This is a genomic window from Sinomonas sp. P10A9 (assembly GCF_041022165.1).
Classification (GTDB): domain Bacteria; phylum Actinomycetota; class Actinomycetes; order Actinomycetales; family Micrococcaceae; genus Sinomonas; species Sinomonas puerhi.
The window spans coordinates 650,337-676,409 of the sequence record NZ_CP163302.1; the positions used below are offsets into that span (position 1 = coordinate 650,337).

A 26,073-nucleotide genomic window follows, 5' to 3' on the forward strand; every position below is an offset into this window, starting at 1 on the left:
TTCCGCGGTGATGGGCGCGCGAGTTGTGCCTGTAGGGACGCCTTCAGCCCGCCCGGTGCAGCGCGGCCGTGAACGCCGCGGCGGTCGCGTCGCCAAAGAGCACGAACTCGATGAGCTCCACACTCCCCGGTTTCACGGAGCGGACGGCCTCGATCGCCGTCGCGGCCACCTCATCACGGTCCCAGCCATAGATTCCCGCCGAGATCGCGGGGAACGCGACCGATCCCGCCCTCAACTCGCGGGCCACCGCGAGGCTCTGCGTGAAGCACGAGGCCAGGAGTGCGCGGTCGCGCTGGCCGGCGTTCCAATTGGGGCCGACCGTGTGGATCACCCAGCGTGCGGGGAGGCGGAAGCCCTGGGTTGCCACGGCGTCGCCCACCGGCAGCCCGGCGGGAAGCCTCGTGCGCCGCAGCTCGCGGCAGGCCTCGAGGAGCTCGGGGCCCGCGGCCCGATGGATCGCCCCATCCACGCCCCCACCGCCCAGCAGCGACGAGTTGGCGGCGTTCACGATCGCGTCGACTTGCCGCTCGGTGATGTCGCCCTCGACGACGCTGATCCTCATGGATCAAGTGTGCGCGGGGCCGCGGGACCCAGCAATCGCCCCGACGCCCAGCGGACGGTCCACGGCCAGGGACCCCGCAACGGTCTGCCAAGGACCCCGCAACGGTCTGCCAGGGACCCCGCAACGGTCTGCCAGGGACCCCGCAACGGCCCGCCAGGGACCCCGCAACGGCCCGCCAGGGACCCCGCAACGGTCTGCCAGGGACCCCGCAACGTCAGGGGGCGGCGGGTGCCTCCTGCAGGGTCAGCTGGCTGCGGAACTCGACGTCCCGCCGCGAGACCGGGTCCCGGAATCTGATGGCCCGGGCCAGGAGCTGGAGCGGCCGCGAGTAGTCGTCGGGGGCCTTGTCGAGGAGCACGGGGTAGAACGGGTCGTTCATGATTCCCACCCCGAGCCCCGCCATGTGCACGCGCAGCTGGTGGGTCTTGCCCGTGTGCGGCTCGAGCCGGAACAGCCCCCGTGGCGCCTCGTCGGGGCCGCCCACCTGCTCGAGGCCCACACGCGTTTCCGCGTTCGGTTCGCCGTCCACGACTGAGGCAAGCAGGTAGTCGCGCGACTTCACCATGCGGTTGCGCACGACGACGGGTGCGGCGAATCGCTTCACAGCCCACCCTGCGTCGTGCGCGCCGCCATCAGGACCGCGCCCCGAAGCGGAGAGCCCAGGGGCCAGCCCCGAAGGGTCCAGCGCAGACACGCACTCGTATTCCTTGCGCACGGCCCGCCGCTCGAACAGGACCTGGTACAGCCCGCGGGTCTCGGGGTTCACGGAGAACATGAGCACGCCCGCGGTCATGCGGTCGAGGCGGTGCATGGGGATGAGGTCCGGCAGGCCCAAGGTGTTGCGGAGCCGCACAAGCGCCGACTCCTGGATGTACGTCCCGCCCGGAGTCGTGGGGAGGAAGTGCGGCTTGTCCGCGACGAGGACGTGCTCGTCGCGGTAGAGCACAGTAATCTCGACGGGCAGCCGCTCCTCGGCTGGCAGGGTTCGGTAGTACCAGATGAACGTGTGCTCGGCGAGCGGGGTGTCCCGGCGCAGCGGCGAGCCGTCCGCGGCGACGATCTCGCCGCCGTCGAACCTCGCGAGGATCCCCTCCGGGTCGATGTGCCCCCAACGGTGCAGCATGTAGTCGAGGGCGGTGTCCCACGGCCCCTCCGGGGGCAGGCGCAGGCGGGTGGCATTGACGCCGTCGCGCACGGGGAGGGGGGATTTCATCACCCATCAAGGGTAGCCGGGCGGCCTGAGGTAGGCTCGCGGCTGAGCCCCTCGTCCGTGACCCGCCGGAGTGCCATGCCTGAGTCTGCCGATCCTGCACCGCCGAGCCCGGCGCACCCCGGTGCCGAGGGCGGCACCCCGGCCGCCGGGCCGGCTGCGGAACTCAGGGCCGATGTCCGCCGCCTCTCGACGCTCCTGGGCGAGTCCCTCGTGCGCCAGCACGGGCCGGAGCTGCTGCGCCTCGTCGAGGAGGTGCGCCTGCTCACGAAGGAGTCGAAGGAGGCTGCCCGCGGCGGCGCCGGAGCGCTCGGACCGTGGAACGCGGCCGACGTCGCCGCCCAGGTGCGCGAGCTCCTCGCCTCCCTGCCCCTCGATCAGGCGACCGAGCTGGTGCGGGCCTTCGCTTTCTACTTCCACCTTGCGAACGCTGCCGAGCAGCTCCACCGCGTCCGTGAGCTCGCCAACCGACCGGACGACGGCGGGTGGCTCGCCGCCGCGGTCAACGACATCGCGGAGGAGGCCGGCACCCGGACCCTGCAGGCCGTCGCGGACGTCCTCGACGTGCGCCCCGTCTTCACGGCGCATCCGACCGAGGCGACGCGCCGGTCGGTCCTGGACAAGCTCCGCGCGGTCTCGAGGATCCTGGCCGTGCCCTCGGGTGACGGGACCGCGCTGCGCCGCCGGCAGGACCGACACCTTGCGGAGCTCATCGACCAGATGTGGCAGACCGACGAGCTGCGCCTCGTCCGCCCGGCCCCCCTCGACGAGGCGCGCAACGCGGTCTACTACCTCGGCGAGATCTTCTCGGGCGCGCTGCCGGAGGTCCTTGACGAGCTCTCGGTGCTGCTCGCCGAGCATGGCGTCACCCTCCCGGCGGACCGCTCCCCGCTCCGGTTCGGCTCGTGGATCGGCGGCGACCGGGACGGCAATCCGAACGTGACCGCTGAGGTGACGCGCGAAATCCTCGGCCTGCAGAACCAGCACGCGATGCGGATCGCCGTCGGGATCATCGACGAGCTCATCAGCACCCTGTCCAACTCGACGGACATCACGCGTGTCGAGCCCGAGCTCGCAGAGTCCATCCGCATCGACCTCGCCAAGCTCCCGGGCCTCGACCCGCGGGTCCTCGAGCTCAACGCCCACGAGCCCTACCGGCTCAAGCTCACGTGCATCAAGGCCAAGCTGCTCAACACGGCCCGCCGCGTCGCGGCCGCGGCCCAGCACGAGCCGGGACGCGACTACGTGAGCATGGCCCAGCTGGACGCGGACCTCGACATCCTCGAGCGCTCCCTGCGCACCCATTCGCCCCTCGCGGCCGACGGCGTCCTGGCCGACGCCCGCCGCCTCCTCGCCTCGAGCGGGCTCCACCTCGCGACGCTGGACATCCGCGAGCACTCCGACTACCACCACGAGGCCGTGGGGCTCCTGCTGGACCCGCTCTCCGAACTGCCCCGCAGGTACAGCGAGCTCGCGCCGAAGCAGCGGCGCAAGGTCCTCGCCGCGGAGCTCGGCTCGCGCCGGCCGATCTCGAGCCATCCCGTGGTGCTGCCCGGGCATGCCGGCCGTGTGTACGAGACGATGCGCGTGATCCGGCAGATGCGGCGAACCCTCGGGCCCGACGTCATCGAGACATACGTCGTGTCTATGGCGCGTGGCGCCGAGGACGTGCTTGCGCCGGCGCTGCTGGCCCGGGAGGCCGGGCTGGTGCGTCTGCACGGTGAGTCGCCGTACGCCCATATCGGCTTCGCGCCGATGCTCGAGACGGTCGAGGAGCTCCACGCCGCGGCGGACATCGTCGACGCCCTGCTCTCCGCGCCCGCCTACCGCGAACTCGTGCGGCTGCGCGGCGACGTCCAGGAAGTCATGCTCGGCTACTCCGACTCCAACAAGGAGTCCGGGGTGCTCACGAGCCAATGGGAGATCCACAAGGCGCAGCGGCTGCTGCGGGACGTCGTGGCGGGACATGGGGTGCGGCTTCGGCTGTTCCACGGCCGCGGCGGGTCCGTGGGCCGCGGCGGGGGCCCGACGTCGGATGCGATCATGGCCCAGCCCAACGGGGTCCTCGAGGGGGAGATCAAGTTCACCGAGCAGGGCGAGGTGATCAGCGACAAGTACTCGCTTCCCGAGCTTGCGCGCGAGAACCTCGAGCTGTCCCTCGCCGCCGTCATGCGCGCGACGGCCCTGCACCGCGATCCCCGCACCACGCTCGATGAGCGCGAGCGCTTCAGCGAACTCATGGACTTGATGTCCGACGCCGCGTTCGCGCGCTACCGCTCCCTCATCGACGATCCGGACCTTGCGGCCTACTTTTCGGCGTCGACGCCGATCGACCAGCTCGGGGAGCTGAACATCGGCTCACGGCCGGCTCGCCGCCCGGACGCTGCCGCGGGGCTCGAGGGGATGCGAGCCATCCCGTGGGTGTTCGGGTGGACCCAGTCGCGGCAGATCATCCCCGGATGGTTCGGTGTCGGCTCGGGGCTGCGAGCTGCCCGCGAGGCCGGCAAGGATGCGGAACTGCGCGAGATCCACCAGCGCTGGCCGTTCTTCCAGTCGGTCATCTCCAACGTCGAGATGACCCTCGCCAAGACAGACCTCGAGATCGCCTCGCACTACGTCACGAGCCTCGTGCCCGTGGGACTCCACCGGATCTTCGAGACCATCCGTGCCGAGTACGAGCTCACGGTTGCCGAGGTCCGCCGCCTGAGCGGAGAGGACGAGCTCCTCGCCGCGGCTCCCACCCTCAAGCGGACACTGGAGATCCGGGACCAGTACCTCGACCCCATCAGCTACCTCCAGGTGGAGCTGCTGCGGCGGCTGCGCGCTGGTGGCGGCGAAGGGCACGGGGACAGGGAAGGGCGCGAGGTCGAGGCGAGCCTCCGCAGGGCCCTCCTCATCACGATCAACGGCATCGCGGCGGGCCTGCGCAACACCGGTTGACGGGTCGGCACGGCCACGTCCGCAGACCCACGGTCGCGACGGGACCTCCGTCCCTTCCGCGAAGGGCCGGACGCGCGGGACGCTGGATGCAGTGGGCCGACAACGGATGCCCATGCATCGAGGAAAGGTGATCAGTCATGTCCGAGCTTGCACACTGGCTGGATCCGCGCAGGCGGCCGTTCGAGCTCCTGGAGAAGTTCTTCGAGGGGGACACCTCGAGCGTGGCCATCAAGGTTGAGGAGGTACGCGACGGCGACTCGCTCATCGTCCGCGCCGAACTGCCCGGGATCGATCCGGACAAGGACGTCGATGTGAGCATCGTGGACGGGTCCCTCCACATCTCGGGCTTCCGGGAGGAGAAGACGGAGCAGAAGGAGAAGGACTCCTACCGCAGCGAGTTCCGGTACGGTTCGTTCTCCCGCACGCTCCCGCTGCCCGAGGGCGCCACGGCCGAGTCGGTCACCGCGACCTACAAGGACGGAGTGCTCGAGGTCCGGGTTCCCGTCCCGACGACGCCGCCCACACCGCCGCAGTCCAAGATCAACGTCACCCGCGGCTGACGCGCCAGAAGGCCACCCCGCATGGCCTTGGAGGTGACGTCGGGTTCCTGGGAGGTGACCTCGGATCGCAGATGCGAGGTCACCTCCCAGCGTTGCGGGGTCACTCGCTGTCGCGGCGGGCCTCCGCGGCAGCGATGATCGGCACCGTCCTGAGGAAGCTGTCCGGGTTGAGGGAGATCGAGTCGATGCCCTCGCCTACGAGGAATTCGGCGAAGTCCGGGTGGTTGCTCGGTCCCTGCCCGCAGATCCCGATCGGGATGCCGGCCGCGTGCGCTTTGCTGATGGCCTCCGAAATCACGGTGGTCACGGCCTCGTCCCGCTCATCGAAGAGGGCGGCGAGCATCGCCGAGTCGCGGTCCACGCCCAGTACGAGCTGCGTGAGGTCGTTCGAGCCGATCGAGAATCCGTCGAAGCGCGCCGCGAACTTCTCCGCGAGCACCACGTTCGAGGGGATCTCGCACATCATGTAGACCTTGAGCCCGTTCTCGCCGCGCGCGAGCCCGTGCTCGGCCATCGCGGCCAGGACGGCATCCGCCTCGGCGGGGGTGCGGCAGAACGGCACCATCACGACGACGTTCGCGAACCCTAGTTCCTCGCGCGCCTTCTTCAGGGCTCGGCACTCGAGGGCGAAGCCCTCCCGGTAGCGCTCGTCGTGGTAGCGCGAGGCACCGCGGAAGCCGAGCATGGGATTCTCCTCGGCCTCCTCGAAATTGGCCCCGCCCAGGAGGCTCGCGTACTCGTTGGTCTTGAAGTCGCTGAGCCGCACGATGGCCGGGGCCGGGTAGTAGGGTGAGGCGATCTTCGCGATCCCCGTCGCGAGGCGGTCCACGAAGTACTCGGTCGGGTCCGCATAGCCGCGCGTGAGCTCGGCGATCGCGCGGGCGTCCGCGGCGTCGGCCAGACGCTCGGGGTGCACGAGCGCCATGGGGTGGACCCTGATGAGGTTGCTGATGATGAACTCCATGCGCGCAAGGCCCACGCCGGCCGCCGGCAGGCGCCACCACCGGAACGCGGCCGAGGGGTCGGCCAGATTCACCATGATGCGCGTGCGCGTTTCGGGGAGTTCGCCGACGTCGGCCTCCTCCACCTCGAACGGCACGAGGCCGCCCAGGACCAGCCCCTCGGCGCCCTGGGCGCACGAGACCGTGATGGGCTCGCCGTCGGCGATCGCCGTCGTGCCGTGGACGGTGCCCACCACGGCCGGCACGCCCAGCTCGCGGCTCACGATCGCCGCATGGCTCGTGGGCCCGCCGTGATCCGTGACGATGCCGGCGGCGCGCTTCATGATCGGGACCCAGTCCGGGTCAGTCATCGTCGTCACCAGCACGGCACCGTCGCGGAAGCTTCCGATGTCCGAGGCGTCGGCGATCACGCATGCCTCGCCGGAGGCGATCGCCTCGCCGATCGCCGCGCCGCGCGCGAGGACCGGCCCGGAGCCCGTGAGCCTGTGGATGCTGAACGCAGAGCTGCTGCGCTGGGCCTGGACGGTCTCGGGCCGCGCCTGGACCATGAACAGTTCCCCGGTCTGCCCGTCCTTGGCCCACTCCATGTCCATCGGCCGGCCGTAGTGCTCCTGCACAGCAAGAGCCCACCGGGCCAGCGTCAGGACCTCGTCGTCCTCGAGCACGAACCGTTCCTGTTCCGCCCCGGGCGTGTCGAGGAGGAGGGTGCCCGAGCCGCTCCGGGCGAAGACGAGCTTGCGCTCCTTCTCGCCCACCGCCTTGCCGATGATGGGCCGCGCCGTCGCGTCGCTGAGGAGGGGCGAGAACACCTCGTAGCGGTCCGGGTTGACCGAGCCCTGGACCACGGTCTCGCCCAGGCCCCATGCCGCGCTGATCTCGACGACGCGCGGGAAGCCGGACTCCGTGTCGAGCGAGAAGATGACGCCGGAGCCGGCAAGGTCGGATCGGACCATGCGCTGCACCCCGATGGACAGTGCGACGTCGAGGTGGTCGATGCCGCGCAGCTCGCGGTACATGATCGCCCTGTCCGTGAAGAGGGAGGCGTAGCAGCGGCGGCATGCGTCGAGGAGTTCCCGCTCGCCCGTGACGTTGAGGTACGTCTCCTGCTGGCCCGCGAAGCTCGCCTCGGGCAGGTCCTCTGCGGTGGCGCTGCTCCGCACGGCCACGGCAGGCCGGTCCCGGCCCACGCGGGTGGCGAGGTCGCGGTAGGCGGCGGTGATCGCCGTCGTGAGCGTCTCGGGGAAGGTGCCGGAGAGGATGAGCTCGCGGAGGGCGGCTCCGGTGTCCCTCAGGCCCGTCTGCCCGGAGCGGTAGGCGTCCACCAGCGCGGCCATGGAATCGCGGATGCTGTTCTCGCCGATGAACAGGCGGTACGCGTCGGCGGTCGTGGCGAAGCCTTCGGGGACGGCTACGCCGGCCGCGCGGAGATGCTGGGTGAGTTCCCCGAGGGAGGCGTTCTTGCCGCCGACACGCGGAACGTCCTCGATGCCGACCACGTCGAACGGGAGGACAAGCTCTGTCTCGGGCCGGGCTGGCGCGGACATGGGCTTCAGTCCAGTGCCAGCATCGCTGCGGCGGCGGCCCGCACCCTGGCACACGAGTCGGCCGTGACCCGGCAGTGTGCGTAGGCCCCCGCATACACGCGGCAGACGTCCTCGCACAGGGCGGCGACGTCGTCAAGTGCCCGCAGTACCGAGGCTGGAGTCGGGCCGAAGTCCGATCCGAACCGCGAGAGGACCTGCGCCGTGGCGGAGCAGATCACCGCGCAGTTCTGCTGGGCCCTGATGACGTGTCTCAGATGCGTGACGCCCGGCTCCTCGAGGCAGCTGTCGGCGCCAGTGGTGCAGGCCTGGGTGCAGTCGAGGGCAGCGTCGATGCATTCGCTCAGGGCCGTGCGCTCGGCCTCCTCCATGTCCGGTGCGGCGGGGTGGACCACGAGGGCCTGGCGGGCTTGGGACATCGGTTCTCCTCGACTTTCAGTGGCGGGAGACGGGCGACGCCGCCCCTCGCCTCATCGTTGCGGGGAACCGAGGCGGGGGCGAGAGTCTTTGGTCCTGCGAAAAGTGATGAAAACCGTGTCTTGGAGTGGAGACAGACGGCAACTTCTGGGCATACTTGGGACGGGGTGAGGGCCTGTGGAAGCTTCAATGGACGACGCGCCAATCTTGGGCAGTTCCGCCGGTAGGATTGAGGACCTGCTGCGGCAAGTCGTCTCCCGCGCGCACGAACTGCTGGAGACGCAGGAGCGGATGCGAGGGCTGCTCTCTGCCGTTGTGTCCATCGCGGAGGACCTCACCCTGGAGGCGGTCCTCGACAGGGTCGTGACCTCGGCGCGTGAGCTGGTCGGTGCCAAGTACGCCGCACTCGGCGTGCTCACCCCGGAGCATACGGCACTGAGTCACTTCCTGACCGTGGGGATGGACGACGAGACCGTCAGCAGGATCGGTCCCCGGCCCACCGGCCACGGCGTGCTCGGCCTGCTCATCCGCGAGCCCAACCCGATCCGCCTCCACGATCTGGGCTCCCACGCGGACTCCTACGGGTTCCCCGCGAACCACCCGCCGATGAAGACGTTCCTCGGTGTGCCCATCACAGTCCGCGACGAGGTCTTCGGGAATCTCTACCTCACCGAGAAGGCCAGCGGCGAGGATTTCAACGCCGAGGACGAGGACCTCGTCGTCGCCCTCGCCGCGGCCGCCGGAGTGGCGATCGAGAATGCGCGGCTCTTCGCCGACACCGCCCGGCGCCAGCGGTGGCGTGAGGCCAGCATGGACGTGGCGGGGAAGATCCTCGCCCTGGAGGACCTCTCGACCGGAAGCGCCTTCATTGCGGACCAGGCACTGGAGATTACCGAATCGGACATTGTCGCCATCGCGCGTCGGCGGGCGGGAGCCCCGGGCTACGAGTGGCGGGCGGTGTTCGGCCCTCTCAAGGATGACTTCGACGACGTTGCCCGCGCCGGCGCGATTGCCGTCGCGTCGAAGGTCTCCGTGACCGGGGAGACGCTCGTCCTGACCGGCCCCGAGGTCTTCGGGCCGGAGACCCAAGTCCGGCACGCCCTCGTGGTGCCTGCCGGCCAGCCGGGCCAGGACCTGGGCGCCGTCATCTTCGGCCAGTCGGGGCGGACTCCCTTCCCCGCGGTCGACGTCGAGATGGCGCCCGTGTTCTTCGCCTACTCCTCCCTCGCACTGCAGGTGGCGCGCCAGCACCGTCAGCGTGAGGACCTGGTCGTCTTCACCGATAGGGACCGCATTGCGCGGGACCTCCACGATGTGGTCATCCAGAGGCTCTTCGCAGCCGGCCTGAGCCTTCAGGGCCTCCGGAGGTTCGTGGCGCAGGGACTCGACGGTGATCGGGCCACGTCCAAGATCGACTCGATCACCGGCGAGCTCGACGAGACCATCACCGCACTGCGCAACACCATCTACTCCCTCAACGAGGCCAAGGGCAGGGACAGCCTGAGCGCGCGGTTGGTGCGCGTGGTGCAGGAGGCGACCGGAGACCTCCCGACGACCCCCCGCGTCGAGCTCCTGGGCCCGATCGACTCGGCCGTGCCGACGGCCGTGGGCGATCAGGCGCTCGCGGTGCTCACGGAGGGCGTCTCGAACGTGGTGCGGCACGCGCACGCCGATTCGCTGTGGGTCACGGCCACCGTGTCCGACGGCGAGTTCGAGATCGTCGTGGCCGACGACGGGTACGGACTCGGCGAGATCACGCGCCGCAGCGGACTGAAGAACGTCGAAGAGCGCGCCGAAGCGCTCGGCGGCACCTTCGAAGTCGGTCCCGCCGAGGACGGCGGCACGCGGTTGCGCTGGGTAGTTCCCGTCGGCAGGCGTTGAGGCCAGCGGCTTGAACGCTGAGGCCGTCAGTGGCCGTGCGCGCCGTTGCGGGCGATGAACAGTGCGGCCTGCGTGCGCCTTTCGTAGCCGAGCTTGGCCAGAAGCGAGGAGACGTAGTTCTTGACCGTCTTCTCCGCGAGGAAGAGCCTCTCGCCGATCTCCCGATTGGTCATGCCCTCCCCGATGAGTGCCAGGACGCGGCGCTCCTGCGGGCTGAGGATCTCGAGCCGGGGATCCTCGGGTTCTTCCCGCGGTGCGAGGCCCGCGAGGACCTTCGACTTGAGCGCCGGATCGAAGAGGGACTCGCCGCGTGCCGCACGGCGGAGGGCCGTGATGAGCTCGGTGCCGCGGATCTCCTTGAGCACGTATCCGTTGGCGCCCGCGAGGATGGCCCCGCGCAGGGAGTCCTCGTCGTTGTAGCTCGTCAGCATGACACACGGCAGGGTCGGGTCGACCGCATGGATGTCTCGGCACACCTCGATCCCGGTGCCGTCCGGCAGCCGGACGTCCAAGACGGACACATCGGGTTTGAGCGCAGGGATCCTGCGCGCAGCCTCTGCTGCCGTCCCCGAGGTGCCGACGACCTCGAATCCCTCGTCCTCGAGCAGTTCCTGGAGCCCCCGTCGCACCAGTTCGTGATCGTCGAGGATGAAGACGCGAAGGCGATCTGTCCCTGCAGCCCGCGTCGGCGATTCGTCCAGCACTGCGCTCGTCCTCTCCCTCGCCATCACCATGATTGTCCCATTCTGTGCGCGCAGCATGGGGCGCGCTAGGGACTTAGGACTGTCACAAGGCGCTTATGCGGGGCGTGCGGCCGGCCGCCGGCGTGCCCCCTCGGTGCGGCCCGCGAGGCGTCGGCCCACCGCCAAGAGCCAGAGGGGCCACCCGAGGTAGGCCGCCCCTCCGATCGCACCGCCTACGGCGTAGAGCACCGTCTGGAGTGCGGGCACGGCTCCGGCGGCGTATCCGGCGCCGACGATCGGCAGGGCCACGAGCATCCCGAGCCCGATTGCGCGGCCCCACTGGGCGAGCCGGCGTGGGTACCGGGGGCGGTTCGCGAGCTTGTGGTTGGCCACGGCCGCCCAGAGGGCCTGGCCGATGATGCCGACCATCGACACGGCGGTCGAGGGGCCGAACGGGATCATGTGGAAGGAGATCAGGATGCCGCTTGCGGCCGCCGCGACGGATCCGGCGGCCGTGGCCGCGAGAGCCGTCCTGCTCCACGGTCCATCACCGAGCCGGCGGTGGACCTGGATGATGGGCGGGATCGCGGCCAGAAAGAACAGTCCGCCGGTGAAGTCGTTGATTCCGCCGAAGATGTAGGGCCCGCCGCGGGGCACCTCGACGGCGTACATGGCACCGAGCGCCGCCACCGCGACGATTCCGAGGCCGGCCGCCATGTACCCGGCAATGCCGGCGGGAAGGTCCTGGGGGTGCTGGCCGAGGGGACTGCTGTCCGTGCGCATAGCTGCTCCTTCACCGGATGCCGCCCAGCCTCAGCTGATTCAAGGGTAAACGCCCGCTCGCACAGACAGTTGAAATCTCCTTGACAAACTAATTTGTCGGTTGGCACACTGGAGACATGCAAGATGTCGTCGTGATCGAGGATGCGGCCGCGGCCGCCGCGAGTCTTGACCCGCTCAGGGCGAGGCTCCTGCGGGAGCTGGCCACGCCGTCGTCCGCCGCCAGCCTCGCCGCGAGGGTGGGCCTGCCGCGGCAGAAGGTCAACTACCATCTGCGTTCGCTCGAGGAGCACGGGCTCGTGGCGCTCGTCGAGGAGCGGCGCAAGGGCAACGTCATGGAGCGCGTGCTCCAGGCCACGGCTGCCGCGTACGTCATCTCGCCCGCGGCGCTCGCGGTGGTCCAGCCCGACCCCGAGCACCTCCGCGACCGCTTCAGCGCCTACTGGCTCCTGGCCCTCGCCGCGCGGCTCGTGCGCGAGGTGGGGCGGCTGCTCTCGGGAGCCGTCGCGGCCAAGCAGCCGTTGGCCACCTTTGCGGTCGACGGCGAGATCACCTTCGCGTCCGCGGCCTCACGGGCCGACTTCGCAGAGGAGCTCGCTGCCGAGGTGGCGCGGCTGGCCAAGAAATACCACGAACCAGAGGCGCCAGGCGGACGGAAGCACCGCCTCGTCGTCGCGCTTCATCCGACCCTCAGAGAAGACCAGAATCAACCCAAGGAAGTGCAGCCATGACCGAGAACCATCCCTTCGAGATCGTCCAGGACGTTGAGCTGGCCGCCGCGCCGGAGCGGATCTGGAAGGCCGTCACCGACGACACCGCCGCGTGGATGTTCCCGACCGACCAATGGCCGGCCGTGCGAACCGTCGACGAGCGCCCCGCGCACCTCGTGACCCGCATGGAGGGACCGGACGGCTGGTTCAACCAGCTCGAGCACGTCATCACCGAGGGACCGGACGGCGCTCACCTGCACTACGTCCATTCCGGCGTCCTCACCGACAACTGGGAGCAGCAGTACGACGGCGCCGCCAAGCACACCGCCTTCTACCTCCACACGCTCGGCGAGTACCTCACGCACTTCGACGGCCGCGCCGTGGTTTTCGTGGACGTCCAGGGGCCCGACGGCGCGACCGCGCCCGACGCCTTCGAGGCCTTCCTCGCCTCGTTCGGGCTCAGCGGCGTGATTCCCGGCGAGAAGAAGGATCTGGACGTGCCCGGCCTCGGGCCAGTCGAGGCGACTGTTGACTACGCCAACGAGTACTTCCTCGGCCTGCGCACTGCGGCTGCGATGGTGCGTGTGTTCGGCCGCAACCTCCTCGGCGACCGCGTGGGCCTGACCGTCCATGACTTCTCGCTCGGGTCCGGCGACCCGGTCGGTGGCGGCACCACCGCGGACGACGCCGCGCGGTCGGCCCTCGCGGACCACCACGCCGCCGCGTGGGGCGCCTACCTCCGGAAGCTCTACGCCTAGCAACCACAGCCTGTTGCGGGGTCACCTATCCGGGATGAGGGGTCACGTCTCTAAACGGGGCATTCGCCGTCATAGAGACGTGACCCCGCATCGTTGGGTGGTGACCCCGCATCGGTAGGTCGCTGAACGGTCATCCGGGCCGCGTAGCATGACCCCGTGAGCACAGAGACGGTCTCGGAGAGACTTCAGCTGGCGGTCGCGGAGGCCGCGGCCATGCCGGCGCAGGGAGTCCTGGCAGCGCTGGGGACCTCGGTGCGCGGCCTGACCGAGGAGGAGGCCGCGCGGCGCCTCGCGCAGGGCGCGAACGTGCTTGAGGCCCATCGTGTGAGCTGGTTCCACGTGCTCGTGCGGCAGTTCGCGAGCCCGCTCCAGGCGCTTCTGGTGGCCGCCGCGGCCATGTCCTTCGCAACGGGGGACCAGCTCAACGCGACCATCATCATCGCGATCCTCCTCGGCAGTGCGCTGCTCGGATTCGCCAACGAGTTCCGCGCCGAGAAGACCGCGGCGGACCTCCACGAGCGGATCTCCCACACCGTTGTGGTAGTTCGCGACGGTGCAGAGCGCCAGCTCCCCGTGCGCGAGCTCGTTGCAGGGGACATCATCAGGATCGGCCTCGGCAACATCGTCCCCGCCGATGCCCGCGTGCTCGAGGCCATAGGCCTCGAGGCGGACGAGGGCGTCCTCACGGGCGAGTCCGCCGCCGTCGAGAAGTCCGCGGACCCTGTTCCCGAGGGCCCTGGTGGCGCCCGACCGGATCTCGCCGACCTGACCGACTGCCTCCTCATGGGCACCGTGATCCATGCGGGCTCGGCCCGCGCGGTCGTCACTGCGACGGGCCACGAGACCGAGTTCGGCAGGATCGCCGCGGGGCTCGCCCAGGGCGTGCCGGAGACGGGATTCCAGCGGGGACTCAAGGAGTTCTCGCTCATGCTCCTGTGGGTCGGAGTCTTCCTCACGGTCGGCATCCTCGTCATCAACCTGCTCCTGCAGCGGCCATTCCTCGACTCAGTCCTGTTCTCCCTCGCGATTGCGGTGGGCATCACTCCGCAGCTGCTGCCCGCCGTCGTGAGCACCTCCCTCGCCGCCGGCTCGCGGCTCCTCGCAAAGCGCGGCGTCCTGGTCAAGCGGCTCCTCGCCATCGAGGACCTCGGCAACCTCGACGTCCTCATCACGGACAAGACGGGGACGCTCACCGAAGGCCGGATCGGCTTCGAGGAGGCCGTTCCCGCGGCGGGGACGCCCGCAGGGGTGTCCTCGGACGACGCCGTGCGCCGGCTCACCGAGCTCGCTCTGCTGTGCTGCGAGGTCGATCCCGCAGTCCCCGGCGCGACAGGCGCCGGCCAGAACCCGGTCGACGAGGCCCTCTGGGAGGCCTTCCCCGATCTCCCTGCCGGGCTGACCGATCGCACACGCCGGTCCATCCGCCCCTTCGATCACGAGACACGCACCATGGAGACCGTCGTAGCCTCGGCGCTCGGGCCCGTGCGCATCCTCAAGGGCGCGCCCGAGGCGGTCATCACGGCCTGCACGAACGTGTCCGACGAGGACCGCGGCGCCCTTGACGAGCTGTTTCGTCGGGGTGCACGCGTGGTCGCCGTTGCGAGCGGGCCGGCCTCCGCGGACGGGACGCACGACGCCGCCGCGCCTCTCACGCTCGACGGCTTCCTGAGCTTCTTCGACAGGCCCAAGGCGGACGCCCGGGCGTCGCTCGCGAGGCTCGCCAGCCTCGCGGTGGACCTCAAGGTCGCCACGGGAGACAACGCGCTCGTGGCCGAGCACGTCGTCTCTGTGCTCAAGATGGACCCCGGAACCACCCTGACCGGCACCGAGATCGAGGCGATGGACGACGACGCCCTCGCCGCCGCCGCGCCCGGCGCGCGGATCTTCGCTCGAGTCTCCCCGGAGCAGAAGGCCCGCATCGTGACGGTCCTGCGGCGCACGCACTCCGTCGGGTTCCTCGGCGACGGCGTCAACGACGCCCTCGCGCTCAACCGCGCCGACGTCGGCATTTCCGTCGATTCGGCGACGGACGTCGCGAAGGATGCGGCCGACGTCGTGCTCCTCGAGAAGGACCTCGACGTCCTCGCCGACGGCGTCATGGGCGGCCGGCGCATCTTCGCCAACACGATCAAGTACCTGCTCATGGGCACGAGCAGCAACTTCGGCAACATGTTCTCTGCGGCCACAGCGAGCGCCTTCCTGAGCTTCCTGCCCATGCTGCCCGGTCAGATCCTGCTCAACAATCTGCTCTACGACTCGAGCCAGCTCGCCATCCCGACCGACGAGGTGGATCGCGAGCAGCTGCGCAAGCCCGCGCATTGGGACATCGCCGGGATCCGGCGCTTCATGATCGCCTTCGGCCCGATCTCATCGCTGTTCGACTTCGCTACGTTCGGCCTCATGCTGTGGGTGTTCCAGGCCGCGCCCGAGGAGTTCCGGGCGGGCTGGTTCGTCGAGTCGCTCGCGACCCAGACCCTTATCGTCTTCGTGATCCGCACGCGGCGCATCCCCTTCCTGCGCAGCCGGGCCTCGGCCGCGCTCACCGCGAGCGTCCTGACCGTAGTGGCGATCGGCGCCATCCTGCCGTACACACCCATCGGCGACGTCGTGGGATTCCGGCCGCTCCCGGCAGACTTCTTCCTGGCGCTCGTGGGCATGGTGCTCCTGTACCTCGTGCTCGTGGAGACGGCCAAGCACTTCTATTACAGGGCCGAGGACGCCCGGGCGGCCCGCGAGGCGCCGACCCGGGCTAAGGAGTTCGCGGCCGCGAAGGCCGTGGGCCTGCACCACGGCCACGCGCGGGTCCGCCGCCGCGCCGCGCCTTTCGTTGTCCACACTGGCAGGCCGCGGTTCCGCCGCCCGCCCGTGAACGGGCGGGCGGCCGGGCCCCGCTGACCCCCGGGCGCCGGAGCCAGAGAACGATTGCGCGTTGGGAAGGGCCGGGTCCAGCGCTTGTGCAGAAGGCCCGAGGAGAAGCTCAGATCCACACAAATCAGCAGGCCTGCGGGTGTGCCGCTGGAGCGCACCGTAACACCACGTTGTGGCACGCGGGCCAAGACGGTCGGGTCTAGTCTGACGGCGGCCCCGAATTTAGTTGGCTCCGCGAGGGCGCCAAGTGACAGTGGACGATCGAAGCCTAAGTTTCGGCGGGACCAGATCACTGATTGGGGTGTTCTGGCCATCGTCTAAGAGGTGGAGCAGCCGGCGTGCGGCACGTCGCCCGATTTCCTCGGGGAATCCGGCGACGGAGGTCAGCGGAGGTGCCTGGGTGGCGGCGAGCCGTGTGTCGTCGAAAGAAGCGACGGCAATGTCCTCGCCTGGACGGAGTTCTCGACGGCGGAGTTCCTCGTAGATGCCGAGAGCAACGATGTCGTTGTATGCCACCACCGCGTCCGGGAGGCGCCCGCGGTCCAGCATGGCCGCCGTGGCCTCGGCCCCGCCCGTTGGGGTGATGCGGGAGCGGTGTTCGTCGTCGTTCCAGAACTCAATTCCGCGCGCGGTGAGTTCCTGCGCAAGTCCCTTGCAGCGCTCGGAGGTCGAGGAGGCGGGGAGGCCCCCGAGGAACGCGACCGTTCTGCAGCCGATGGAAGCGAGGTGGTTGCCGAGGAGCTCACCTCCGGCGATGTTGTCGCTTCCCACGTAGTCTAGGCCTTCGATCCGGCGGGCCACGGTCACAGTGGGCGTCTTTGCCGTGGTGATCAATGAGACGATCTTGTTCGGGTCGGAGTCGGGGGCAGGGAGTATGAGGAAGCCGTCGACCTGTCGCTCGATCATTGCGGTCATGAGCTCGTGCTGGCGTCCGGCTTCGTCGTGGCTGTATCCGATGAAGATGGTATAGCCCGCCTCATGGGCGATTTCGTCTGCGGCCATCGCAAGCTCGGCGAAGTAGGGGTTGATGATCTCGGTGACGATCAGGCCGAGGGTCATGCTGCGGCTCTGCCGCAGGTTCGCGGCGCTTCGGTTGTAGACGTAACCGAGCTCAGCCATTGCCCTGCGCACCTTCTCCGAGGTGGCCTCGGGGATCTTGGAGCTTCCCCGCAGGACGAGGGAAGCAGTCGAGCGTGACACGCCCGCCGCACGGCTAACGTCGTCGAGAGTGATGCGGGCCACCGTTGCTCCTTCACGCTCAATCTGTGCGCTGCGCTGGATGTTGAATGTTGACCCTATCAACGCTCGAGGGCCTGGGCGGCGTGCCGTCCAGGCCCTTCGGGTTGCCGTTGCCTAGTCGGCGATCGCGTCTGTTGTCCGGTCCAGGTCCCTGCCGCGGGTCTCAGGCATGAAGAACGTGGCGACCACAGTGATGGCGGTGAGGACTGCAAGGTAGCCTGCGATCGGTATCCAGGCACCGTTCCCGGATCCGCTCGCGCTCATGATGGCAGCCCCAACCATGGGAGCGATGCCTCCTGCAAAGACCGCCGAGACTTCGCGTGCGACCGAAGCCCCAAGGTAGCGCTGGCGTGATCCGAAGAGTTCGCACATGAGAGCGCTCTGGGCTCCGAACATCCCCCATGAACCGATTCCGAGGCCGAGCGAGATGACGATGATGGTGCTGAGGGTGTCGCCGTGGCTGAGGACCCACCAGATCGGGAAGACGGTGAGGAGCTGGTACACGGCAAGGGCACGGTAGACGGGCCTGCGCCCGTAGCGGTCGGTGAGGCGGCCGGCGACGGGCACCATGGCGGCACCGACTGCAGCGGCGATGACGAGCGACAGAGCACCAATGGGGCCCTTGATCCCCACCGCTGCACTGGAGACGTAGGCGACGGCGAACGCCTGGTAGATGGATGATCCCCCGTTCTCCGCCATCCGCAGCCCGAGTCCGATGAGGATGGTCTTCCAAGACCTCGTGACCAGGGTCCGCAGGGGACGGTTCTCGATCTGCTCGTTGGCTTCGAGTCTAACGAAGGTCGGGGACTCGCGAAGTTTGAGGCGGATGAAGATCGCGACACCGAGGATGAGGACGCTGGAGAGGAAGGGGATGCGCCACAGCCACGTCTGGGAGATCGGGGTGGAAGCAGAGGCGCCCAGCATGAGGAAGTAGACGACGGCTGCGACCACGGTGCCGATCTGGACGCCAAGGAAGGGCAGCGAGGCGAGGTATCCGCGCCTGGCCGGCGGAGCGAATTCGGCCATGAGGACTGATGCGCCGCTCATCTCGGCTCCGGCTCCGAGTCCTTGGACGAGCCTGAGGACAATGAGCAGGATCGGGGCGAGGACCCCGGCTCCCCCCTTGCCGTACCAGTCGCCGGAGGCCCCATGGTAGGTGGGCAGCACGCCGATGAGGGTGCTCCCTCCGCCCATGAGCAGGATCGTGGCCATGAGCACGAATTTGCGGCCCACGCGGTCGCCGAGGCGGCCGAAGACGATCCCGCCCACGGGGCGGACGGCGAATCCGAGGAAGTAAGTGCCGAAGCTAAGGATGAGGGCGGTGGCGGGGTCGTTGCCGGGGAAGAAGAGCGGGCCGAAGACGAGTGCCGAGGCGAGGCTGTAGAGCGCGAAGTCGTAGTACTCCATGGCGCTGCCGAGCGAGCTGGCCCAGCCTGCCCGGCGTAGGTCGGCGACGGCGACGGTTCGAGTGATGGGGGCGGCGATGCTCATGCAGATTGCTCCTGAGCGAACCCGGTTGCGCGACGGTCCTCGCGGAGGATGCTATCGGCTACGCGCAGTGAGTTCGCGGCGATGGTGAGGGCGGGGTTGAGTGCTGCGGAGGAGGGGAAGAAGGACGAGTCGACGATCCAGAGGTTCTCGACGTCGTGAGCCCGGCAGTCCTTATTCAGGACGCTGGTCCGACGATCGAGTCCAGCCACCGCTGTACCGCACTGGTGGGAGTTGGTTTCGATTCCCATCCGCTGGGTGAAGACGACGGGGTATCCGGCGCGGCGGACTGCCTTGGTGATGCGTCGGACGAGCTCTCGGTGGGCTCCGAGGTTGGTGGGGGTCCACCAGATGTTGATCTGTCCGTTGACAAGGCGGACTCCGTTCTCCTGGCGGGGCAAGTCCTCGGTGGTGAGGTAGATGTCGATGCTGCGGTCGCTCATGGCCTTCAGCAGCCAGTTCGGCGCCCAGGGCTTGGCCATCTTGAGCATGGCCGAGCGGAGTTTACCGAGCATCTGCAGGTTCCCGAGGGGCATGGGCGTGGTCGGGCCAGCCTCGTACCAGTCGTTGAGCCCGAGCGTCTTCTGCCACTGGGTGCGGTTGATGCGGGTGGGGTTGATGCCGATGAAGAATGTGCTGTTGTGGACCATGTAGTTCCTGCCGACGAGGCCGGAGGCGTTGGCGAGCCCGTCCGGGTGCTGTCCCGATGCCGAGCGCAGGAGCACGGCGGCCGAGTTCACTGCGCCCGCGGCGAGGATGAAGCGGTCCGCCTCGATGCGCAGGACCTTCCCGCCCCGTTCGGCCAGGGCGGCCACGATGTGGGCGCCGCTGTCGTCGGTCACCAGCCGCAGCACGGTGGTACCTGTCATGAGCTTGACTCCGGAGGCGATCGCGGGGTTCACCGTGATCTTCTCGGCGTCGGACTTCATGCCGGTCCGGTCGGGGGCGCCGTCGACGGTGGCGACCCTGCGGCGGTCCTCGGCGGTCTCGACGGCGAGGCCGTTGGGCATGTGGTAAGGGTGCAGGCCCTGGTGCCGGAAGGAGGCCCCAAGGCGTTTCACGGCGTCCTCGTGCTCGAGTGCCGGGAACGGGTAGGGCTCGGAGTGCGCCGGCTCCGTGGGGTCCTCGCCGAGGACCCCACGGACCTGGAAGAGCTTCTCGGCCCGGGTGTAGTAGGGCTCTAGCTCGTTGTAGCCGATCGGCCATGCCGGGGAGATTCCGTCCTCGTGGACGGTCTCTTCGAAGTCGCTGCGCCGGAACCGGGGAAGGCAGGCTCCGTAGACCTTGGTGTTGCCGCCGACCCAGTAGTAGACGCCGGGCTTGAACCGCGCACCGCTGGTCCCGTCGGCCCAGTACTCGGCGTTCTTGTAGCGGCCCTCGAGGTAGACCTTGTCGAGGTCGGCGTTGGCGGCCTCGACAGGGAGGCGTTCGCCGCGTTCGAGGATCAGCACGCGCCGGCCGCTGTCCTTGAGGGCGTAGGCCATCGTGCCCCCGCCCATGCCGGAACCGACGATCACCGTGTCCGCGGTGACGACCTCGTCGTGCTCCGGCGCCTCGCTTATCTCCGGGGCCGGGGCCTCGGAGATGGACGCGTACGGCATCACTGGCTCCTTTCTGCATACCGCTGGATCTGGTCCACGGTGTCGAGGAACCAGTAGTCGCCCCACATGACGGATTCGTCGACGCCGAGTCCCTTGCCCTCGTGGTAGGACCCGTGCTTGAGTACGCCTTCCCAGTCCTCCCCGGGGGAGGCGAGGAAGTCGTCCTGGCAGAGCCGTTCTATGACGGCGACGGCGTAGTCGGCGTAGGCGCGGGCCTTGACGGGGTCGGCAACGAGTCCTGCGAGCTGCCAGAGGCCGCCGGCGGCTGCGGCTGCCGCCGAGCTCTCGTATGGCCTGACGGGGTTGGGCTCGGCCCAGTCGTTCGGCGGAACAAGCCGGTCGCCGGTCTGCTCGAGGTAGAAGTCGGCCGCGGCCACGGCGGTGTCCAGGAAGCGGCGTTCTCCGGTGAACCGATAGACGGTGCCGAAGCCGTACAGAGCCCACGCCTGCCCGCGTGCCCAGGACCCGTCGTCGGAGAAGCCTTGCTGGGTGGTCTGGCGCAGGAACGCTCCGGTCTCGATGTCGAACATGCCCTCGTGGGAGGCCGAGCCGTCCCCGCGCATGAGGTAGCGGCGGGTGGTGAGGCAGTGCTCGACGGCGTGCCGTCCCAGCCCGTCCTCGCCAGTCTGCTGGGCGGCGTAGAGGGCCATGTGGATGTTCATCATGATGTCGATGAACAAGCTGTCCGGCTGGCGGAAGCTTGGCATGTACCGGCCTTTGTCCCGGTAGCGGCTCGCTGTTGTGCGCCCGGCCTCGATGAGGACTTGTCGCTTGGCGTCGTCCCCGGTGGCCTCGAGCCAGCGCCGGTAGGTGGACCAGAAGAGGAAGCCGAGGTCGTGCACGGTGTCGTCGGCCTTGCGGTGCTCGATGATCTCCGAGTAGTGCTCGGCGGCTGCGCGGAACTCGGCGCGGCGCTCGGGCTCGGCTCGTTCGGAGAGCATCCACAGCTGGCCGCCGAGGAAGCCCTCGCACCAGTTCGTCCATGCTTCGGCGCCGACCGCCCATTTCCCGCCCTCGGTGTAGAGGGGGAATGCGTCGGGATGGCGGGTGATGAGGCCTGCGACCTTTGCCGAGGCCGTGGCCCAGGCATTCGCGGCGGCTCCGGCGAAGCTGCCCGGCACCAAGTAGCCGGTGGGGAGCCGCACGGGCAGGAGGTGCGGCAGGACGCTGGCGGCGCCCGCGGGGCGGTCTGCGGTGATGGTCATTCGGTGCTCCTTCTCAGGCGCGGGAGGCGTCGGGGGTGGGGACCCAGCGGGTCGTGCGGGGCCCGACCTGGAGTTGGATGGTCTTGAGCTCGCTGAACTCGGCCAGTGCCTGGCGGCCGAGCTCGCGGCCGATGCCGCTCTGCCCGTATCCGCCGAACGGCAGCTCGGGGTAGCCGTCCATCCAGCGGTTGACCCAGACGGTCCCGGCGCGCAGGTCGCGGGCGGCGACGAGCGCCTCTTCGATGTCCGTGCTCCAGATGCCGGCGGAGAGGCCGAACGAGGTTGAGTTGGCGATCTTCACGGCCTCCTCGAGGGTGTCGTAGGGGAGGATCGACAGCACGGGCCCGAAGATCTCCTCACGGGCGATCGACATGTCTGGGGTCACGTCGGCGAAGACGGTGGGGGTGAAGAACCGTGGGCCAACGGCGTCTTGGAGCCGCTCCCCGCCGGCGATCAGGCGGGCGCCGGCCTCGCGTCCCTCCTCGACGTAGCGTTCGACGACGGCGAGCTGGGCGTCGTTGACGAGCGAGCCCACCAGGGTGTCCGCGTCGAGCGGGTCGCCGACGCGCATCGTCTTCGCCCGGGCGGTCACGGCCTCGGCGAACTCGTCGGCGATCGAGCGGTGCACGATCAGGCGGCTGCCGGAGTTGCAGCACTGGCCGACGTTGAAGTAGCCGCCGAACACGCCCGCGTCCACGGCCGCGGCGAAGTCCGCGTGCGGGGTGACGATCTGCGGGTTCTTCCCGCCCAGCTCCAGCTCGACCTTCTTCAGGTCTGCCCCAGCGGTCTGGGCGATGGTGCGCCCCACACCGGTGGAGCCGGTGAAACTGATCATGTCGATGCCGGGGTGGGTGGCGATCGCCGAGCCGACGTGACGGTTGCCGGTGACGACGTTCACCACGCCGTCGGGGAACCCGGCCTCGCGGACGAGGCCAGCGAGCATGACGGTTGTCGCCGAGGTGCTCTCGCTGGGCTTGATGACCGCGGTGTTGCCCGCGGCGAGGGCAAAGGGAAGCTTCTGGCTGACGATGAGCAGCGGGAAGTTCCAGGGGGTGATCATGCCAATCACCCCGAGGGGCTCGTGCACGACGAGGGCGAAGGTGTCGGGGCCTAGTCCGTTGTGCGCGTCGCCCTGGGTGGCGCGGGCTAGCGTGGCTGCGTACTCCCACAGCTCTGCGGTCGAGGCGACCTCCGTGCGGGACTGGGTGATCGGCTTGCCGGTCTCCAGGGTCTCGGCCAGGGCGAGCTGTTCGGCGTCCCGCCGGACGAGCTCGGATACCCGGTGGAGCAGCTTGGCGCGCTGGCTCCCGGTGGCACCGCGCCACCCCCCTTCTAGGGCTCGGCGCGCGGCCTTGACGGCGCGGTCGACGTCCGGTGCCCCGCCGGCGGGGAAGGAGGAGACGGGGACCTCGTGCGCGGGGCTGTTCCGGGTGAAAGTCTCTCCGGAGTCGGCCTCGGAGTCGGCCCCGTCGATGACCATGGGGCGGTGGACGGGCTTGATGTCGTTGAGGGTGTAGCTGTGTGACATGGTCGGGGTCCTTAGTGGTCGGTGAAGGTAGGGGTGCGCTTGCCTCGGAAGGCCGCGACGCCCTCGGCGAGGTCGGCGGTGGCGGAGGCGAGGCCGCCGGCGAGGGCTTCGAGGACGCGGGAGGGGGCGCCCTCGGCTGCAGCATCGATGATCTGCTTGGCGAGCTGGATGGCGACTGGGGCGCCCGCGAGGATCTCGCCGGCGATCCGTTCGGCTTCTTCGGCGAGCCGCTCTTTGGGTGCGTGGGCTGTGGCCAGGCCCCACTCGACGGCCTCGGCGCCGCTCAGTTGGCGGCGCGTCAGGACGAGCTCCTTGGCGCGGGCGCGGCCGACGAGCTCGGTGGCCCGCTCGGTGCCGCCCCAGCCGGGCACGGTGCCCAGGCCTGTCTCGGGGAGGGCGATGCGGGTCTCGTCTGCGATGACGCGGAAGTCGCAGGCGAGGGCGAGCTCGAGGCCGCCGCCGAAGGCGAGTCCATCGACGACTGCGATGCTGGGCTGGCGCAGTCGGGCGAGGGCGTCGAAGGCCTGGTGCCCGGTCTCAATCCACTCCCGCCACATCTGGGCGGGTTCGAGGGCCGAGAACTGGTTGATGTCGGCTCCGACGCAGAACACCTTTTCTCCGGCGGTGCGGAGCATTAGGAGCCGCGCCCGGGATGCCCCGACCTCCAGGATCCGTTGGCGCAGCTCGCGCAGCAGAGGCAGGGTCAGCGTGTTCAGCTTCGCCGCACGGTCGAGCGTGATGGTCGCGACGTGCCCGTCTTCGCTGTAGGAAAGGCCGACGCTCCCGGCGTCCCGGTCGGCCGCCGGCACCCTATCGGTGCTCGCTGGGGCGCTCATTCTGCTGCTCCTTCCTGAAGTGCGCCGCCGAGCTGGCGGGCCAGATGCTCAGCGGCCCGCATGACGACAGCCCAGATGGTCAGGGTGGGGTTGATGCCCGGGCAGCTAGGGAAGGCCGCGCCGGAGTACATGTAGAGGTTCTTGGTGTCGTGCACGGCGAGGTTCTCGTCCAGGACCGAGCCGGCGGGGTCGTGGCCGAAGCGGGCACCGCCGAGGTCGTGGCTGGAGCCGACGCCGGTGAAGAACGGCCCTTCCCAGGTCTCGGTGGCGCCCATGTCCCGCAGGAGCCCGCTGGCCCGCTGCGCCATCCACGCGGCGAGCTTGCGCTCGTTCTCCCGCAGCCGGTAGGTGACGCGCACGAGTGGCATGCCCAGTCCCGAGCGGTCGCGGTGGAGCGGGTCCATGTCGATCCGATGCGATGCGTACGGGAGGGCATCCGGCTGGATGCGGATCACGCCCTGGTGGGGCCACTTGGCGAGGTGGTCCCGGTACGCGGGACCCCATGACGGGACCGACGGCGGGAGCGTCTCGCGGGCGATCTGCAGCGGCAGGGCCTGCTGTTCGGCTCCCAGGGTCGCACCCCCGAGGAAGCCGTGCTCGAGGGAGCGGAAATCCTTCGAGAGGAAGTCGTCGAGCACGACGCCCTGGGCGGCCGGGCCCGTGTGGCGGTTGAAGTTCACGTCGGGGAACGTGGCGTCCACGTGTCCGAACATCTTGGTCATGTAGTGCCGGCCGAGCTGGCCGCTGTTGTTGCCGAGCCCGTCGGAGTGCTTGGCGTCGGCGGAGAGGAACATCAGGCGCAGGTTCTCGTAGGTGTAGGCAGAGAGGACGACCGCGCGGGCGTACTGGGTGCGAACACGGCCCCTGGGGTCGATCCACTCGACGCCGCGGGCGGCGCCGGTCTCGTCCGTGATGATGCGGGTGACGCGGGAGTGGGTGCGCAGCTCGAAGCGCCCGGTGGCGATCGCAGCGGGTACCGGGCCGAGGCCGGGGTGCCAGCGATCGCCCAGGAAGGAGCCGAGGCCGTTGTTCCAGGCGCTGTAGCCGGTTGCGCGGCGGCCGTCGTAGGCCTCGGTGGTGAACCCGACGGGAACGGGGTGCGGGTGTAGGCCTGCGGCGCGGGTGGCGTCGGTGAACTTCTGGCCGAGGACGAACGGCCTCGTCGGCGGCAGCGGGAGGGCGCGCGAGCGGGTCACGAAGGGATTGCTGCCGTCTCCGGCGATGCCGATGAGGTGCTCAAGGCGCGTGTAGTAGGGTTCGAGGTCCTTGTAGGCGACCGGCCAGTCCGCCAGCGAGCAGTCCTCGGGCAGGACATTGCGCCCGTAGAGGTTCTCGTAGTGGGACTTCGGGGCGAACTGCCACTCATGGAAGCGGCGCAGCCACGAGCCATAGTGGCCGGCGGAGCCGCCGACACCGTTGACCATCCGGCCGAGGGAGAAGGTTGCGGGCTTCGTCTCCGGCTCGGAGGTGTCCTCGCGCCAGCGGGGGGTCTCCAGCTGGAACTTGGGGCCGAGGCCGCCGCGGGTGTAGTAGGCGTGCTCGAGCTCGTCCGGGAGGAACTCGTCGAGCGGGCGGAAGGGGCCCGCCTCGAGGCCGACGACGCTCAGGCCTGCCTCGGCGAAGACCTGTGCGCTCACCCCGCCCATGGCTCCCACTCCGACGAGCAGGACATCGACCTCGTCGGTCAACTGCGGGTTCACGGCGTTCTCGTACCCGAGCTGCTTGAGCCGGTGGCCTTCCGTGTCGCGGGGGATCTCGCTCAGGGCATCGGCGAGGGTCTTGATCCGGTCCTTGAGCACGTGTTCCTCGCTGAGGTTCTCCTCGGCGGAGTTCTCGAGCCACACCCCGGGGTGCCGGAGGAACTTCCAGCCGAGGGCGTCCTTGTTGCCTCCGTGCACGGGGTCGGCGAAGAGGCCCTCCTGGAGGTGGGCGACGACGAGGCCGAAGAAGTCGCGCTGGTCTTGCGCGGGGAGCCGCTCGGAGAGCTCTCCCTGCTCGGCGAGTGAGACGATGTCGTGCCGTTCGTCAATGGTTGCCTCCGCGAATGCGTGGCCGTACTTGGCCTGTGCGGTCTCCTCGAGGGCCGCGAAGAACCACTGGTAGCGGGGGAGGTCGTCGGCGCTGTGGCCCTCGAGGGTGAGGTCGAGGTACTCTGTCACACCGGTCTCGACGGCTCCGGGAGTGCCTTGGCCTGCGGGGAACAGCGTCTCGAAGAGGGCGTCGGCCTGGGCGGCCTGGTACGGGGTGAGGACGCGGAGGGCTCGGGCTGTCTGGTCCATGGGTCTCTTCCTTTGCGTGCGTGCC

The 26,073-nt window shown here is 69.4% G+C and carries 19 protein-coding genes; 6 read left to right on the plus strand and 13 right to left on the minus strand.

The window, feature by feature from the left end; genetic code table 11:
- Positions 1 to 43 precede the first annotated feature (43 nt).
- Positions 44 to 562 carry an O-acetyl-ADP-ribose deacetylase gene (locus AB5L97_RS02985; protein ID WP_369046399.1) on the minus strand — a complete coding sequence of 173 codons (519 nt, stop codon included), beginning with the start codon at positions 560 to 562 and terminating at the stop codon, positions 44 to 46.
- A 214-nt stretch (positions 563 to 776) separates the two neighbouring features.
- Positions 777 to 1,775: a pseudouridine synthase gene (locus tag AB5L97_RS02990; protein WP_369046400.1), complete on the minus strand. Its 999-nt coding sequence runs from the start codon at positions 1,773 to 1,775 to the stop codon at positions 777 to 779.
- A gap of 75 nt (positions 1,776 to 1,850) precedes the next feature.
- Between AB5L97_RS02990 and ppc the strand changes: the two genes are divergently transcribed.
- Positions 1,851 to 4,712, plus strand: a complete 2,862-nt coding sequence (ppc, locus tag AB5L97_RS02995) for a phosphoenolpyruvate carboxylase (protein ID WP_369046401.1) — start codon at positions 1,851 to 1,853, stop codon at positions 4,710 to 4,712.
- Between the two features lie 137 nt (positions 4,713 to 4,849).
- The gene (locus AB5L97_RS03000) at positions 4,850 to 5,272 is read left to right on the plus strand and encodes an Hsp20/alpha crystallin family protein (protein ID WP_369046402.1); all 423 of its coding nucleotides are present in this window, start codon (positions 4,850 to 4,852) and stop codon (positions 5,270 to 5,272) included.
- Positions 5,273 to 5,372: 100 nt separating this feature from the next.
- Here the strand turns inward: AB5L97_RS03000 and ppsA are convergent, their stop codons facing one another.
- Positions 5,373 to 7,778: a phosphoenolpyruvate synthase gene (gene ppsA / locus AB5L97_RS03005; protein ID WP_369046403.1), complete on the minus strand. Its 2,406-nt coding sequence runs from the start codon at positions 7,776 to 7,778 to the stop codon at positions 5,373 to 5,375.
- A gap of 5 nt (positions 7,779 to 7,783) precedes the next feature.
- Positions 7,784 to 8,194, minus strand: a complete 411-nt coding sequence (locus AB5L97_RS03010; RefSeq protein WP_307956800.1) for a four-helix bundle copper-binding protein — start codon at positions 8,192 to 8,194, stop codon at positions 7,784 to 7,786.
- A 187-nt stretch (positions 8,195 to 8,381) separates the two neighbouring features.
- Here AB5L97_RS03010 and AB5L97_RS03015 point away from each other — a divergent pair, with 187 nt between their 5' ends.
- Positions 8,382 to 10,073 (plus strand): GAF domain-containing sensor histidine kinase, encoded by a 1,692-nt coding sequence (locus tag AB5L97_RS03015; protein ID WP_369046404.1) that lies wholly within the window; start codon positions 8,382 to 8,384, stop codon positions 10,071 to 10,073.
- A gap of 26 nt (positions 10,074 to 10,099) precedes the next feature.
- Here the strand turns inward: AB5L97_RS03015 and AB5L97_RS03020 are convergent, their stop codons facing one another.
- A complete protein-coding gene (locus AB5L97_RS03020; RefSeq protein ID WP_307956798.1) occupies positions 10,100 to 10,801 on the minus strand; it encodes a response regulator transcription factor in 702 nt (233 codons plus the stop codon).
- Between the two features lie 69 nt (positions 10,802 to 10,870).
- Positions 10,871 to 11,539, minus strand: a complete 669-nt coding sequence (locus AB5L97_RS03025; protein ID WP_369046405.1) for a hypothetical protein — start codon at positions 11,537 to 11,539, stop codon at positions 10,871 to 10,873.
- A gap of 116 nt (positions 11,540 to 11,655) precedes the next feature.
- Between AB5L97_RS03025 and AB5L97_RS03030 the strand changes: the two genes are divergently transcribed.
- The 3 genes from AB5L97_RS03030 to mgtA all read left to right on the plus strand — a co-directional run bounded on the left by AB5L97_RS03030 (position 11,656) and on the right by mgtA (position 15,899).
- Complete coding sequence (locus AB5L97_RS03030; RefSeq protein WP_307956796.1) at positions 11,656 to 12,267, plus strand: helix-turn-helix domain-containing protein; 612 nt, start codon at positions 11,656 to 11,658, stop codon at positions 12,265 to 12,267.
- The gene (locus AB5L97_RS03035) at positions 12,264 to 13,004 is read left to right on the plus strand and encodes an SRPBCC family protein (RefSeq protein WP_369046406.1); all 741 of its coding nucleotides are present in this window, start codon (positions 12,264 to 12,266) and stop codon (positions 13,002 to 13,004) included. The genes AB5L97_RS03030 and AB5L97_RS03035 overlap by 4 nt, the downstream gene beginning before the upstream one ends.
- A gap of 156 nt (positions 13,005 to 13,160) precedes the next feature.
- Complete coding sequence (gene mgtA / locus AB5L97_RS03040) at positions 13,161 to 15,899, plus strand: magnesium-translocating P-type ATPase (RefSeq protein WP_369046407.1); 2,739 nt, start codon at positions 13,161 to 13,163, stop codon at positions 15,897 to 15,899.
- Positions 15,900 to 16,094: 195 nt separating this feature from the next.
- Here the strand turns inward: mgtA and AB5L97_RS03045 are convergent, their stop codons facing one another.
- From AB5L97_RS03045 to AB5L97_RS03075, 7 genes are all read right to left on the minus strand, one after another.
- Entirely contained in the window at positions 16,095 to 17,114 is a 1,020-nt protein-coding gene (locus tag AB5L97_RS03045; RefSeq protein WP_369046408.1) for a LacI family DNA-binding transcriptional regulator, read from the minus strand.
- Positions 17,115 to 17,225: 111 nt separating this feature from the next.
- On the minus strand, positions 17,226 to 18,602 hold the full coding sequence (locus AB5L97_RS03050) for an MFS transporter (RefSeq protein WP_369046409.1): 1,377 nt from the start codon (positions 18,600 to 18,602) through the stop codon (positions 17,226 to 17,228).
- Positions 18,599 to 20,200: a GMC oxidoreductase gene (locus AB5L97_RS03055; protein ID WP_369046410.1), complete on the minus strand. Its 1,602-nt coding sequence runs from the start codon at positions 20,198 to 20,200 to the stop codon at positions 18,599 to 18,601. Before AB5L97_RS03055 ends, AB5L97_RS03050 begins: the two co-directional genes overlap by 4 nt.
- On the minus strand, positions 20,200 to 21,405 hold the full coding sequence (locus AB5L97_RS03060) for a glycoside hydrolase family 88 protein (protein ID WP_369046411.1): 1,206 nt from the start codon (positions 21,403 to 21,405) through the stop codon (positions 20,200 to 20,202). The genes AB5L97_RS03055 and AB5L97_RS03060 overlap by 1 nt, the downstream gene beginning before the upstream one ends.
- A 13-nt stretch (positions 21,406 to 21,418) precedes the next feature.
- A complete protein-coding gene (locus tag AB5L97_RS03065) occupies positions 21,419 to 22,933 on the minus strand; it encodes an aldehyde dehydrogenase family protein (RefSeq protein ID WP_369046412.1) in 1,515 nt (504 codons plus the stop codon).
- 11 nt (positions 22,934 to 22,944) lie between these two features.
- Positions 22,945 to 23,769, minus strand: a complete 825-nt coding sequence (locus AB5L97_RS03070) for an enoyl-CoA hydratase/isomerase family protein (RefSeq protein WP_369046413.1) — start codon at positions 23,767 to 23,769, stop codon at positions 22,945 to 22,947.
- A complete protein-coding gene (locus AB5L97_RS03075) occupies positions 23,766 to 26,048 on the minus strand; it encodes a gluconate 2-dehydrogenase subunit 3 family protein (protein WP_369046414.1) in 2,283 nt (760 codons plus the stop codon). Before AB5L97_RS03075 ends, AB5L97_RS03070 begins: the two co-directional genes overlap by 4 nt.
- Between the last annotated feature and the right edge of the window lie 25 nt (positions 26,049 to 26,073).

Excerpts from the sequence above, each read along its gene's own strand:
- AB5L97_RS03075 (WP_369046414.1), bottom strand. The coding sequence starts at position 26,048 with ATGGACCAGACAGCCCGAGCCCTCCGCGTCCTCACCCCGTACCAGGCC.
- AB5L97_RS03000 (WP_369046402.1), top strand. The coding sequence starts at position 4,850 with ATGTCCGAGCTTGCACACTGGCTGGATCCGCGCAGGCGGCCGTTCGAG.
- AB5L97_RS02985 (WP_369046399.1), bottom strand. The coding sequence starts at position 562 with ATGAGGATCAGCGTCGTCGAGGGCGACATCACCGAGCGGCAAGTCGAC.
- AB5L97_RS03020 (WP_307956798.1), bottom strand. The coding sequence starts at position 10,801 with ATGGCGAGGGAGAGGACGAGCGCAGTGCTGGACGAATCGCCGACGCGG.
- AB5L97_RS03030 (WP_307956796.1), top strand. The coding sequence starts at position 11,656 with ATGCAAGATGTCGTCGTGATCGAGGATGCGGCCGCGGCCGCCGCGAGT.
- ppc (WP_369046401.1), top strand. The coding sequence starts at position 1,851 with ATGCCTGAGTCTGCCGATCCTGCACCGCCGAGCCCGGCGCACCCCGGT.
- AB5L97_RS03050 (WP_369046409.1), bottom strand. The coding sequence starts at position 18,602 with ATGAGCATCGCCGCCCCCATCACTCGAACCGTCGCCGTCGCCGACCTA.
- AB5L97_RS03010 (WP_307956800.1), bottom strand. The coding sequence starts at position 8,194 with ATGTCCCAAGCCCGCCAGGCCCTCGTGGTCCACCCCGCCGCACCGGAC.
- AB5L97_RS03025 (WP_369046405.1), bottom strand. The coding sequence starts at position 11,539 with ATGCGCACGGACAGCAGTCCCCTCGGCCAGCACCCCCAGGACCTTCCC.
- AB5L97_RS03060 (WP_369046411.1), bottom strand. The coding sequence starts at position 21,405 with ATGACCATCACCGCAGACCGCCCCGCGGGCGCCGCCAGCGTCCTGCCG.
- AB5L97_RS03035 (WP_369046406.1), top strand. The coding sequence starts at position 12,264 with ATGACCGAGAACCATCCCTTCGAGATCGTCCAGGACGTTGAGCTGGCC.
- AB5L97_RS03015 (WP_369046404.1), top strand. The coding sequence starts at position 8,382 with ATGGACGACGCGCCAATCTTGGGCAGTTCCGCCGGTAGGATTGAGGAC.
- AB5L97_RS03065 (WP_369046412.1), bottom strand. The coding sequence starts at position 22,933 with ATGTCACACAGCTACACCCTCAACGACATCAAGCCCGTCCACCGCCCC.
- ppsA (WP_369046403.1), bottom strand. The coding sequence starts at position 7,778 with ATGTCCGCGCCAGCCCGGCCCGAGACAGAGCTTGTCCTCCCGTTCGAC.
- AB5L97_RS03070 (WP_369046413.1), bottom strand. The coding sequence starts at position 23,769 with ATGAGCGCCCCAGCGAGCACCGATAGGGTGCCGGCGGCCGACCGGGAC.
- AB5L97_RS02990 (WP_369046400.1), bottom strand. The coding sequence starts at position 1,775 with ATGAAATCCCCCCTCCCCGTGCGCGACGGCGTCAATGCCACCCGCCTG.
- AB5L97_RS03055 (WP_369046410.1), bottom strand. The coding sequence starts at position 20,200 with ATGCCGTACGCGTCCATCTCCGAGGCCCCGGCCCCGGAGATAAGCGAG.